Source organism: Hypericibacter adhaerens, from assembly GCF_008728835.1.
Lineage (GTDB): Bacteria > Pseudomonadota > Alphaproteobacteria > Dongiales > Dongiaceae > Hypericibacter > Hypericibacter adhaerens.
The window spans coordinates 71,791-83,097 of the sequence record NZ_CP042582.1 but is presented as its reverse complement, the minus strand read 5'-3'; the positions used below and the strand labels follow the sequence as shown (position 1 = coordinate 83,097).

Annotated in this window: 12 protein-coding genes; 10 read left to right on the top strand and 2 right to left on the bottom strand. The window is 68.1% G+C overall.

What is annotated here, in order from left to right:
• From urtE to FRZ61_RS26520, 5 genes are all read left to right on the top strand, one after another.
• Complete coding sequence (gene urtE / locus FRZ61_RS00405; protein WP_151114430.1) at positions 1–696, top strand: urea ABC transporter ATP-binding subunit UrtE; 696 nt, start codon at positions 1–3, stop codon at positions 694–696.
• Positions 697–856: 160 nt separating this feature from the next.
• The gene (locus FRZ61_RS00400) at positions 857–1,663 is read left to right on the top strand and encodes a DUF72 domain-containing protein (protein WP_151114429.1); all 807 of its coding nucleotides are present in this window, start codon (positions 857–859) and stop codon (positions 1,661–1,663) included.
• Positions 1,664–1,723: 60 nt separating this feature from the next.
• Complete coding sequence (locus tag FRZ61_RS00395; protein WP_151114428.1) at positions 1,724–2,359, top strand: hypothetical protein; 636 nt, start codon at positions 1,724–1,726, stop codon at positions 2,357–2,359.
• Positions 2,360–2,418: 59 nt separating this feature from the next.
• Positions 2,419–2,574 (top strand): hypothetical protein, encoded by a 156-nt coding sequence (locus FRZ61_RS26525; protein ID WP_225309032.1) that lies wholly within the window; start codon positions 2,419–2,421, stop codon positions 2,572–2,574.
• 45 nt (positions 2,575–2,619) lie between these two features.
• The gene (locus FRZ61_RS26520; protein WP_225309031.1) at positions 2,620–2,835 is read left to right on the top strand and encodes a hypothetical protein; all 216 of its coding nucleotides are present in this window, start codon (positions 2,620–2,622) and stop codon (positions 2,833–2,835) included.
• An 18-nt stretch (positions 2,836–2,853) separates the two neighbouring features.
• Here FRZ61_RS26520 and FRZ61_RS00385 read toward each other — a convergent pair whose 3' ends face one another.
• Complete coding sequence (locus FRZ61_RS00385) at positions 2,854–3,549, bottom strand: hypothetical protein (protein ID WP_151114427.1); 696 nt, start codon at positions 3,547–3,549, stop codon at positions 2,854–2,856.
• A 143-nt stretch (positions 3,550–3,692) separates the two neighbouring features.
• Between FRZ61_RS00385 and FRZ61_RS00380 the strand changes: the two genes are divergently transcribed.
• Together FRZ61_RS00380 and FRZ61_RS00375 are read left to right on the top strand one after the other, a co-directional pair.
• Positions 3,693–4,079 (top strand): MAPEG family protein, encoded by a 387-nt coding sequence (locus FRZ61_RS00380; RefSeq protein ID WP_151114426.1) that lies wholly within the window; start codon positions 3,693–3,695, stop codon positions 4,077–4,079.
• 139 nt (positions 4,080–4,218) lie between these two features.
• Positions 4,219–5,772: a trimethylamine methyltransferase family protein gene (locus tag FRZ61_RS00375; protein WP_151114425.1), complete on the top strand. Its 1,554-nt coding sequence runs from the start codon at positions 4,219–4,221 to the stop codon at positions 5,770–5,772.
• A gap of 12 nt (positions 5,773–5,784) precedes the next feature.
• Here FRZ61_RS00375 and FRZ61_RS00370 read toward each other — a convergent pair whose 3' ends face one another.
• On the bottom strand, positions 5,785–7,122 hold the full coding sequence (locus tag FRZ61_RS00370) for a hypothetical protein (RefSeq protein WP_151114424.1): 1,338 nt from the start codon (positions 7,120–7,122) through the stop codon (positions 5,785–5,787).
• A 228-nt stretch (positions 7,123–7,350) separates the two neighbouring features.
• Between FRZ61_RS00370 and FRZ61_RS00365 the strand changes: the two genes are divergently transcribed.
• The 3 genes from FRZ61_RS00365 (at position 7,351) to FRZ61_RS00355 (ending at position 11,275) form a co-directional block, all read left to right on the top strand.
• Positions 7,351–8,199 (top strand): MurR/RpiR family transcriptional regulator, encoded by an 849-nt coding sequence (locus FRZ61_RS00365; RefSeq protein ID WP_151114423.1) that lies wholly within the window; start codon positions 7,351–7,353, stop codon positions 8,197–8,199.
• Positions 8,200–8,220: 21 nt separating this feature from the next.
• The gene (locus FRZ61_RS00360; RefSeq protein WP_151114422.1) at positions 8,221–9,660 is read left to right on the top strand and encodes an amidase; all 1,440 of its coding nucleotides are present in this window, start codon (positions 8,221–8,223) and stop codon (positions 9,658–9,660) included.
• 85 nt (positions 9,661–9,745) lie between these two features.
• Entirely contained in the window at positions 9,746–11,275 is a 1,530-nt protein-coding gene (locus tag FRZ61_RS00355; protein ID WP_151114421.1) for an ABC transporter substrate-binding protein, read from the top strand.
• Positions 11,276–11,307 lie beyond the last annotated feature (32 nt).

Below are 11,307 nucleotides of genomic sequence, written 5' to 3'. Positions count from 1 at the left end.
ATGCTGAATGCGGCCGATATCGATCTCTATTACGGCGCGAGCCACGCCCTCTTCGGCGTCTCGCTCGCGGCCGAGGCCGGCAAGGTCACCTGCGTGCTCGGCCGCAACGGCGTGGGCAAATCGAGCCTGCTGCGCGCCATCGCCGGCCTGCAGCCGATCCGCGCCGGCCGCATCACGCTCGAAGGCGAGGACATCGCGAAGCAACCCGCGGCCGAGCGCGCCCGCGCCGGCATCGCGATCGTGCCCCAGGGCCGCGAGATCTTTCCGCTGCTCACGGTCGAGGAGAATCTGCGTACCGGCTTCGCCTGCCTGCCGCGCGCGGCGCGGACCCTGCCGGACGAGATCTTCGAGCTCTTCCCCGTGCTCCGCACCATGATGAAACGGCGCGGCGGCGACCTCTCGGGCGGGCAGCAGCAGCAGCTCGCGATCGCGCGCGCCCTCGTCATGCGCCCGCGCGTGCTGCTGCTCGACGAGCCGACGGAGGGGATCCAGCCCTCGATCATCAAGGATATCGAGCGGGTCATCGCCCTGCTGCGCAACCGCGGCGGCATGGCCATCGTGCTGGTGGAGCAGTATCTCGACTTCGCCCGGCGGCTCGCCGACAGCTTCATCATCCTGGATCGCGGCCGGGTCGTGCTCGCCGGCACCGGCGCCGAGCTCGGCTCGGCCGATGTCCATAAGCATCTGACGGTGTAGCGCGAATCGGCGTTGCCCGGAGCGCGCCTCCCGGCCTCCCCTATCCCTGACGGCCCGGGGTTCCCGCCTCTCCCGTCATTTACCTCTCGCCGGAAACGCGGTGCCGGGGGATAGTGGCGCCCTCGCCCGACCCTAGGCACTTCAATTCCGGAGAAGACCCATGCCCTCTGCCAAGGCACCGCGCATCTATGTCGGCGTCGGCGGCTGGACCTTCGAACCCTGGCGCGGCGTGTTCTATCCCGACGGGCTCACGCAGAAGCGCGAGCTCGAATATGCGAGCCGCAAGCTCACCTCGATCGAGATCAACGGCACCTATTACGGCTCGCAGAAGCCCGAGAGCTTCCGCAAATGGCATGACGAGACGCCGGAAGGCTTCGTCTTCTCGCTCAAGGGGCCGCGCTTCACCACCAACCGCCGCGTGCTGGCCGAGGCCGGCGAATCGGTCGAGCGCTTCATCGGCAGCGGTGTGCTGGAGCTGAAGGACAAGCTCGGCCCCATCAACTGGCAGTTCCCGCCGACCAAGAAGTTCGATCCCGCCGATTTCGAGGCTTTCCTCAAGCTCCTGCCGCCCAGCGCCGAAGGCCGCAAGCTGCGCCATGTGGTCGAGCTGCGCCATGAGAGCTTCAAGACGCCCGACGCCGTGGCGCTGGCGCGCAAGCATGGCATCGCGATCGTGCTGGCGGGCGATTCCGCCTATCCCCTGATCGCCGACGTGACGGCGCCTTTCGTCTATGCCCGGATCATGGGCACGGTCGAGGAGGAAGCGACCGGCTACAAGGCCAAGGCCCTCGACCTTTGGGTGAAGCGGGCCAAGACCTGGGCTTCGGGCGGGGCGCCGGAGGATCTGGAGACGCTGACGCCGCACCCGAAGAAGAGCGAACCGCGCGACGTCTTCCTCTACGTCATCAGCGGCGGCAAGATCCGCAACCCGGCGGCGGCCATGGCGCTCATCGAGCGCCTCACCTGATGAAGCCGCTCATCGAGCGCCTCGCTTGATGAATCCGCCCATAGAACGCCCCGCCTGACGATGCCGCTGCAGAACCGCGTGACGCCCTTCGGCGAGATCCTGGCCCTGCCGGAACGCGGCCTCCTCATGGGCAATCGCGGCATCATCCACGACCCGGCGACCCGGACGCTGCTGGCGCGGCGCTGGACGACCAAGGCCTGGATCATCTGCCTCTGCGAGTTCAAGGGCGTGCGCCGCCAGGTGATGGCCACGCGAAGCTGGACCGAGCTCTTCTTCCTCGACGAGGCGACGGCCCTCGCGGCCGGCCACCGGCCCTGCTTCTTCTGCCGGCGCGAGGCCGCGGAGCGGTTCCGCGCCTGCTGGGCCGAGGGCAACGGTGTCGCCCGGCCGAGCGCGCCCGCCATGGATGCGGCGCTCCATGCCGAGCGCCTCGACGCCAAGGCCAAGCGGCTGCATCCGCTGCCGGGCGCCGCCGGGACCCTGCCCGACGGCACGATGCTTGCGGCGGGCGGTGCTGCTTTCCTCGCCAGCGGCGGCAAGACCTATCCGTGGTCGCCCGCGGGATATGGTGCCGCGCAAGACCTGCCCCGGGATGCAAAGCTGCTCACGCCACCTTCGACGGTACGGGCTCTGGGCGCCGGCTATCGGCCGGTCCTTCATCCGAGCCTGGCGGCCGGCAGCATCTTTCCATCATGACATCGCCATGGCACGAACCACGATTGCGGAACCGTGCCGAACCTGCTGATCTGCTCGCCATGGGACGAAAATCCTTCGGCGATCCGGCGGTGGCCGCGGCCTTCGCCGCCTATCCGGCGGCGCTGCGACCGTCTCTGCTGGCGCTGCGCGCGCTGATCATCGAGGTGGCGGAGGCGGAGCTCGGCAAGGGCGCTTTGATCGAGACGCTGAAATGAGGACAGCCCGCCTATCTCCCCGCCCGGCCGCGCACCGGCACCACGGTGCGGATCGATGCCGTCAAGGGCGAGCCTGACCGATACGCCGCCTATTTCCATTGCCAGACGACGCTGATCGAGGATTTCCGCCAACGCTATCCCGGGCTCTTCGCCTTCGAAGGCAACCGGGCCCTGCTGTTCCGGCGCGGCGAAAGGCTGCCGAAGGCGGCGCTCAAGCACTGCATCGGCCTGGCCCTCACCTACCATACCGCCCGATCCTGATCGCGGCAGCTCGCGGAGTCAGGCGGCGGGACGCGAGGCGCCGGGAGTCTTCGTCGTCAACCCCTGGATCAGCCCGACCATCTCGGCATGGGCGGCGCTGGCGGGATCGCGCAGCTCGGCCAGTCCATGCGCGGCCGTCAGCTCGTTCAGCCGGACCAGCGTGCGGATCCGCTGCCGGCGCGAGAGCTTCAGCTCCGAGCTGCGGCGCGTGAAGAGGATCTTGTAGAGCTCGCCCTGGCCGAAGAGCTCGTTGAGCTCGCTGAAGAGCGTGTAGATCAGGAACAGCACGAAGATCCAGATCTGGATCGCGGCGAAGCGCTGCCAGGAGAAATGCAGGGCGACATAGTCGGGCAGGCCGGCGAGCGTGCCGCCATCGGTCAGGTAGCGGACCAGATGCTCGAGGAAGCGGACCAGGAAGACGATGGCCCAATAGACGAAGGTCTTGAACAGCACCGGCCGGATCAGCGGCGCGTTGTCGTAGCGGCGCAGGAACGGCATGTGGTTGGTCACCAGCACCGCCTTGCCCACCACGAGGGCCGCCGTGGTCGCCAGCAGGAAATTACCGAGGCCGGCCCAGTATCCCGCCAGATAGTCGGCCAGGATGAGCTGGGTGGTCAGCACGATCAGGTTGAATCCCGCCAGGAAGAACAAGGTCGGCGGGATCACCTCCTTGAACTCCTTGATGAAGAAAGCAACCAGGCGCGGCGTTGCCATGGCGAAGGCCCCCTCGGCGATGGCGATGGAAAGGAGTATGGGCCGTCCGGGTCCCGGTCCAAAGGGGTGGCGATTGCCTCTATGATGGCGCCAGGGCCGATTCGGGCACCAGACGCCCCGGTCCCAACCAAGGGGGAAACACCATGACGACAGAACTGATGTTGCTGGTCTGGGCCGTTGCCTTGACCGTCGTCCAGATGCTGATCGCGGTCGCAGGCCATACCCAGCAGGTGGGCGTCCCGGCGCTGGCCGGAAACCGCGACGGCATCGCGGCGCCGACCGGCTGGGCGGGGCGCGCCAAGCGCGCCCATCTCAACATGATCGAGAACCTGCCGCTCTTCGCAGGCCTGGTGCTGGTGGCCCATGCGGCCGGCATCAGCACGAGCCTGACGGTGCTGGGGGCGCAGCTCTTCTTCTGGGGCCGCCTCGCCTATGCCGTCATCTATCTCGCGGGGATCCCCTGGCTGCGCACGCTGAGCTGGGCGGTTTCGGTCGTGGGCCTGGTCCTGATCTTCCTGCAGCTCGTCTGATCGACGGGCCGGAGGCCGAAAGGGCCGCGTCCGACAAGGCGCGGCCCTTTTCGCTGGGCCCACCCGGCTTTCCACCGTTCCCGCGCCGCGATACGGTCATGTCCGGAGTTTCACGCGAACGCGCCGGAGGCGAAACCCGATGACCACCGCCGAGACCCGCGCCGACCGGCGCTCGCGCCGCCGGACCGGCGGTGGCAATGCGGCGAGCCCGTCGGCGCGCAGCGAGCGCTATCGCCATCTCGTCAATCCGTTCGAGCCGATCCGCCTTTTCTCCGAGGATCAGGTCGAGGCGATGCACCAGGCGGCCTTGCGCATCCTGGAGGAGATCGGCCTGCGCGTGCTGCTGCCCGAGGCCTGCCAGCGTTTCCGGGCCGCGGGCGCCGCGGTCGACGAGGAAAGCCGCATGGTCCGGATCGATCGCGGGCTGGTACAGGCGGCGCTGCGCACCGCACCCTCCGCCTACGATCTCGTGGCGCCGGCAGCGCATCGCACGGTTCGGATCGCACAGCGCCACCTCGCCGTGATCCCGGTCGGCGGGCCGCCGCATGTGACCGACAGCGACCGCGGCAAGCGCAGCGGCACGCTCGAGGATTTCCGGGACTTCACGAAGCTGTCGCAGCAATTCGACGTGGTCCATTGCCTGGGCGCCTGCATCGAGCCGCAGGACATTGCGCCCGAGTTCCGGCATCTGGAGACGATGCGCGCCCAGCTCACGCTGGGCGACAAGCCGCCTTTCATCTATAGCCGCGGGAACCCGCAGGTCCGCGACTGCTTCGCGATGGTCCGCCTGAATGCGGGACTGTCGGAGGAGCAGTTCGAGAGCGCGGCCCATTGCTACACCGTGATCAACACCAACTCGCCGCTGCAGCTCGATATCCCGATGTCGCAGGGCATCATCGATTTCGCGGCCGCGGGCCAGCTCTCGATCATCACGCCCTTCACGCTGGCCGGTGCCATGGCGCCGATCACGCTGCCGGGCGCCTTGACTCAGGCCCATGCCGAGGCCCTGGCCGGCATCACGCTCGCCCAGATCGTGCGGGCGGGCGCTCCCGTCGCCTATGGCGGCTTCACCTCGAATGTCGACATGAAGTCGGGCGCGCCCGCCTTCGGCACGCCCGAATATGTGAAGGCCGCCTTCGGCGCCGGCCAGCTCGCGCGCCATATCAACCTGCCCTGGCGCTCCTCCAACGCGACCGCTTCGAACGTCGCGGACGCGCAAGCCGCCTACGAATCCGAGATGTCCCTCTGGGGCGCCATCATGGGCGGCTGCAGCCTCCTCATCCACGGTGCCGGCTGGCTCGAAGGCGGGCTCGCGGCCTCCTACGAGAAATTCATCCTCGATATCGAGATGCTGCAGATGTTCGCCGAGCTGTTCCAGCCCGTGGCCTTCGACGCCGACGAGATCGGCGTCGAGGCCATCGCCGAAGTCGGACCGGGCGGGCATTTCTTCGGCACCGGCCATACGCTCGGGCGCTACGAGAAGGCCTTCTATGCGCCGCTGGTGTCGGACTGGCGCAATTTCGGCAGCTGGAGCGAGGACGGCGCCCGCACCGCCACCGAGCGCGCCAACGCGCTCTGGAAGAAGACGCTCCAGGCGTTCCAGCCGCCGCCCAAGGATCCGGCCGTGACCGAGGCGCTCGACGGTTTCATCGCCCGCCGCCGCCAGGAAGGCGGCGCACCGCCGGTCTCCTAGGCGGTCGCGGCTCTAGGGTGCCGGCGCCGGATCGGTGCTGGGGATCGCTTCGATCGCACCCAGCGAATGCGGATCATTGTCGGGTACGGCCGGTGCAGCCGTGGCCGCTGGGCTTATCGCGGGTTGCGCCGTTGCCGCGGGCGACGCTTCGGGGGCGGCGGGTTCAGCGAGAGACGCGGTCGCCGGCGGCGCTGGCAGCGGGCTCACGGCCGTGGATTCCGACGGCGGTGCGCTCATAGGGGCGGTCACGGGCTCCGACGCCGGCAGGTTGGCAGCCGGCGCTCCGGTTTCGGCCGGCGCGATCTGCGTTTTGGCCGGTTCCCCAGTGGCGGTCGGCGAAGCGGGCGCCGGCGCCGGCTCGAGCGAAGCTGTCGGTAATGGGGCCGGTACGGCCTCGGATTTCGTCGGCTCCGGCTGCGTCACGGTGGAAGGCGTGACCGATTCGCCCGTTCCGGCCGGCTCCACCGGGGCCAATGGTGTTTCCATGGCCGCCGCCGCCGGTGGCGGCGTGCCGGGTTCCATGGCGCCGCTGGGAGGCAACGTCGCCGGTTGCGCGGGTGCCGCTTCAAAAGGTGTCGGCGTGGGCGGAGTCGTGGCGACATCCGCAGGCGGCGGCTCGATTGTCGCGGTGGCGCCCAAGGGCACCGCCGGGTTGGCGGGCTGCGGCGGCGGTGCCGTCGGCGCGACGGGGGCGGCGGGCGCGGCCGTCACGGCGGTATCGGTAGGCGGAGTCTCGGCCGGCTTTTCCGGTGCGCCGCTTGCGGTCGGTTGATCCTCACCCGGCCAGGGATAATCGGGGTTCTGATAGTCGGGCGGCGGTAGCCGGCGGTCTTCCAGAAAGGCCTGCGAACCCGAGGGCGGATAGAGGTTGCTTTCGGTGACGAGCACCTCCTTGCGCTCGCCGGACGCCAGATCGACGGTGGTCAGCAGCCACCCACCTCGCGGCTCGCTGCCGGCATACCAGACGAATCGCGACATTACATACCAGTCGCCGGCACCGAGCGCGGTGAAGGCGAAATGGCCGTCGGCATCGCAAAGCTGCTTGTGAAAACCGGGCTGGCGGGAAAGATCGAGCGACGCACCCTGCTGCAGCCGCTCGAGCTGATTCTGCGCATAATCGGAGACCGGGAAGAGATAGACCTCGTTGCCGGCGCAGGTGACGACATCGTCGCCATCCTTGTGCCACAGCGCCTGCCCCGCGACCGCCGCCTCACCGGTACGCTGCGGAAAGGCGAAGCCGGGCGGGGCCGCGACCGGGCTCTGGGAAACGGAATTAACCGGCGCACAACCGGTCACGCCGAACAACGCCGCCACACCCAGCCAAAGCGACAGACGCTTCACGAAATCCATCTCGTTCCTCGACAACGCCCCTGCACGCCCGCAAACGCCGGGCGGGAAAAGTCACACCCGGTCAGAACCGGCTCATTCATTCTAGCATTTCCCAAGGCCGTCACGCCGGTTCCTTGAGAGCGCCCGTCACGCAACCGCGGTCCTCACGGGGGCGCTCTTGACTCCGTCGATGTAACACCGATAACATTTTTGAAAGTTTGTTATCTTTGTTACATCGGCGTCGCCCGCATGAGCCAGGATCAGGTGCTCGGCAAGCTCGGCTCGAAGTCGCACTGGCGCACCCAGTCCGAGACGCTGCTGGCGCGCTATTTCCAGGCCCATCTCGAGGACCTGCCGTTCGAGACCGCGGCCTCGATCGCCAAGAAGGTCGGCGTCAGCGCCGTCACGGTCGGCCGCTTCCTGCGCCGGCTGGGCTATCGCCGCCTGAGCGAGCTGACGCAGGATTTGCGCATGCGCGGGCCCAACTCGGCCTGGCAGATCAAGGATCCGGCCCCCGGCAAGAGCAACGGCAGCGGCATCCAGGGCCGCCAGCTCCAGGCCCATATCGAGAACCTCACCCGCATCTTCGGCCAGACCTCGACGCCGGCCTGGAGCAAGGCGGTCAAGCTCATCGCCGGCGCCCCGCGCATCTTCGTGGTCTCGTTCCAGAACCTGCGCGGCATCGGCCATTACTTCGCCTCGCAGCTCGACTATGCGCGGCCGGGCGTGCGCTTCCTCGACGGCGAGGACGGCACCTTCGTCGATCTCTTCGACGGCGAGCCGCGCAAGACCTGCCTCGTCATCATCGAATCGCGCCGCTATGCGCGCAAAGCGGCCCCTCTCGCCGAGCGCGCCAAGGAAGCGGGCATCAAGGTCATCGCCGTCACCGATATCTATTGCGGCTGGGCGGACGATGCCGACGTGTCGCTGACCGATCCCGGCGAGGGCGAGGTGTTCTGGGACAGCACGGTCAGCACCGTGGCGTTGCTCGAGCTGCTGCTCGAATCCGTGATCGAGCGGCTGGGCGACAAGGTGCCGGCCCGCATCAAGCATCTGACGGCGCTGCAGGATTATTTCGGAGATTTCGGTGACATGTGACGCCGGAGCGGGAACGGGGCCGTGAGACCGCAGGAGCTCGCCGCTTATGACGGGCTGGGGCTGGCGGCGCTGATCGAGCGGCGCGAGATCACGCCGCGCGAGCTGGGCGCCGCGGTGATCGCCGCCATCGGCGCGCTCAACCCGAAGCTCCAGGCGGTGATCGAGATGTACGAGGATGCGGTCGAGGGCCTGAGCGACAAGCCCGGACCCGGCCCTTATCGCGGCCTTCCCACCCTGACCAAGGATTTCCCGATCGAGGCCGGCCGGCCGGCGCAGTTCGGCAGCGTCTTCGCCCGCGAATTCCGCGCGCCCTGCGACCAGGATTATTGGAAGCGGCTGCGCGCGGGCGGCCTCGTCAATCTGGGCCGCACGACCTCCTCGGAGTTCGGCATCGCCGCCGCGACCGAATCCTCGCTTTATGGCGCGACCCGCAATCCCTGGGATCCGGCACGCGGCGTGGCGGGCTCGAGCGGCGGATCGGCCGCTTCGGTCGCGGCGGGGATCGTGCCTTTCGCGCAAGGGGGGGATGGCGGCGGCTCGATCCGCAACCCCGCCTCCTTCTGCGGGCTGGTGGGGCTCAAGCCCTCGCGCGGCCGGGTCAGCGGCGCGCCGGACGCGAACGCGCCGCTGCTGGGGCTGGCGACCTCCTTCATGCTGACGCGAACCGTGCGCGATTGCGCCACGCTGCTCGATCTGGCCTCCGGCGCCGTGCCCGGCGACGGCTTCGAGATCGCGCCGCCCGCCGAGAGCTATGCCCGCGCGATCGAGACGCCGCCCAAGGCCTTGCGTGTCGCGCTCTGCACCCGCTCCTGGTCGGGCCATCCGCTCGATCCCGAGGTGGTGCGGGTGACGCGGGAGGCGGGAAAGCGGCTCGAGGCGCTGGGCCACCCTGTCGAGGAGACGAGCCCGGATTTCGACTACGAGGCCTTCCTCGACGCGCAGAAGGTGATCTGGGCCGCGACCACGGTGCCGTCGCTCGACGAGCTGGCGGCGGCCCTGGGCAAGCCGATCGACGAATCCCAGCTGCAGGCCACCACCATCGCGGTCTATCGCCACGGCCAGACCTTGACGGCGGCGAGGCTGGTGACGGCGCTGGGCATCTACGACCAGGTGACGCGGATCATCGGGCGGTTCCTCGCCCGCCACGACGTTCTCGTCACGCCGACCGCCGCCATCACGCCGGAACCCGTCGGCACCTACGACCCCGACCGACCGGGCCGGACCGTCGACAGCGTGTTCGAGGATCTCGCGCCGAAGGAGACCTTCACCGCGCTCTTCAACGGGACGGGCTCGCCCGCGATCTCGCTGCCGCTGGGACATACCCCTTCGGGCCTGCCGGTCGGCGTGCAGGTCGTCGCGGGCTTCGGGCGCGAGGATCTGTTGCTCGGGCTCGCGCGTCAGCTCGAGCAGGAATACCGCTGGGACCGGCAGCGTCCGGCGCTGCACGTGACCACCATCTAGAACCGGAACCCTGAAGCCAGGCCGAAAGAGCCGAACCGCCTACGGATGCGAACGAACAACAATCGATGACAGGAGGACTCACATCATGGATCGCCGTTCATTCTTGAAAGCCACCGCCTATGCCGCGAGCCTGGCCTCCCTGCCCGGCATCGCCTTCTCCGCCCGCGCCGCCGACAGCAAGATCCTGCGCATGGGCTACGGGTCGGACGTGCTGACGCTCGATCCGATCAAGACCGTCTACGGCTCGGACATCATCATCCAGGGCATGATGTTCGCGCGCCTGCTCCAGGCCAATGCCGACCGCAGCGAGGTCGGGCCGGGCCTCGCCGAGAAATGGGACATCTCCGAGGACGGCAAGACCTACACCTTCTATCTGCGCGACGCGAAATTCTCGGACGGCTCGCCGATCACCGCCGAGGACGTCGCCTTCAGCTATACCCGCATGCGCTTCCAGAAGGATTCGGCCTATGCCGCGCCCTTCCAGCCGCTGAAGGAAGCCAAGGCCAAGGACGCCAAGACGGTCGTCTTCACGCTCGACCGCCGGTTCACCCCCTTCCTCACCCTGACCGAGATCTGGAACACCGGCATCGTGCCGAAGGCCGCGGTCGAGAAGATGGGCGACGACGCCTATGCCAAGGCGCCGGTCACCTCGGGTCCCTTCAAGTTCGTCGAATGGAAGCCGGGCGACCGCGTGGTCCTGGCCAGGAACGAGCACTACTACAAGGAAGGCTTGCCGCACCTGGACGGGCTCGAGTTCCGCTATGTGGCGGACGACAACACCCGCGTCTCGATGCTGCAGGCGGGCGAGATCGACGTCTGCATCGGCTATCCGGTGGCGCGCCAGCCCGAGCTCAAGGCCGCGGGCTTCCGCGCCGACGCCGACATCTCGAGCGTCACCTACGATATGCTGATCAACCATTCGAAGGCGCCGTTCGACAACCTCAAATTCCGGCAGGCGATCAGCCACGGCATCGACCGTCAGGCCATCGCGGATGCGGTGACCTTGGGATCCGGGCGGCCCGCCACCTCGATCTTCAGCCCGGAGCTCAATTTCTTCGACAAGTCGCTGCCGCTGATCCAGCGGGACGTGGAGAAGGCCAAGGGCCTGCTCGCCGATTCCGGCGTTGCCGACCCGAGCTTCGAGCTGCTGGTCAGCGCCGGCATCGCCGATGACGAGAAGACGGCCGTGCTGGTGCAGGCGCAGCTCGCCGAGATCGGCATCACGGTCACGGTCTCCAAGATCGATTCCACCAGCGTCTGGACGCGGCTCATCGACGGCGATTACCAGGCCGAGCTCAACTGGTGGTACAACGAGACCCGCGACCCGGACAACGCGCTGCGCTGGTGCGCCTGGGGTGCGGGCGACAACAAGTCCTACTACACCCGCTACAACAACGAAGAGGTCAACAAGCTCATCGACGAGGCGGCGGGCGAGACCGACGACGCCAAGCGCGGCGCGCTCTACGCGCAGATCCAGAAGATCTGCGTCGACGAGGTGGCCCAGGTGGCGATGTTCCACCCGAACTGGCTGAACGGCTACAGCCCGAAGGTCAAGGACCTGATTCTCAATATCGGCCTGCAATTCTCCGAGATCGATCAGACCGATCTGGTCTAGGCTTCTCGCTCGCGGCCCGGGCCTGCACCGGT

Excerpts from the sequence above, each read along its gene's own strand:
- urtE (WP_151114430.1), top strand. The coding sequence starts at position 1 with ATGCTGAATGCGGCCGATATCGATCTCTATTACGGCGCGAGCCACGCC.
- FRZ61_RS00400 (WP_151114429.1), top strand. The coding sequence starts at position 857 with ATGCCCTCTGCCAAGGCACCGCGCATCTATGTCGGCGTCGGCGGCTGG.
- FRZ61_RS00395 (WP_151114428.1), top strand. The coding sequence starts at position 1,724 with ATGCCGCTGCAGAACCGCGTGACGCCCTTCGGCGAGATCCTGGCCCTG.
- FRZ61_RS26525 (WP_225309032.1), top strand. The coding sequence starts at position 2,419 with ATGGGACGAAAATCCTTCGGCGATCCGGCGGTGGCCGCGGCCTTCGCC.
- FRZ61_RS00385 (WP_151114427.1), bottom strand. The coding sequence starts at position 3,549 with ATGGCAACGCCGCGCCTGGTTGCTTTCTTCATCAAGGAGTTCAAGGAG.
- FRZ61_RS00380 (WP_151114426.1), top strand. The coding sequence starts at position 3,693 with ATGACGACAGAACTGATGTTGCTGGTCTGGGCCGTTGCCTTGACCGTC.
- FRZ61_RS00375 (WP_151114425.1), top strand. The coding sequence starts at position 4,219 with ATGACCACCGCCGAGACCCGCGCCGACCGGCGCTCGCGCCGCCGGACC.
- FRZ61_RS00370 (WP_151114424.1), bottom strand. The coding sequence starts at position 7,122 with ATGGATTTCGTGAAGCGTCTGTCGCTTTGGCTGGGTGTGGCGGCGTTG.
- FRZ61_RS00365 (WP_151114423.1), top strand. The coding sequence starts at position 7,351 with ATGAGCCAGGATCAGGTGCTCGGCAAGCTCGGCTCGAAGTCGCACTGG.
- FRZ61_RS00355 (WP_151114421.1), top strand. The coding sequence starts at position 9,746 with ATGGATCGCCGTTCATTCTTGAAAGCCACCGCCTATGCCGCGAGCCTG.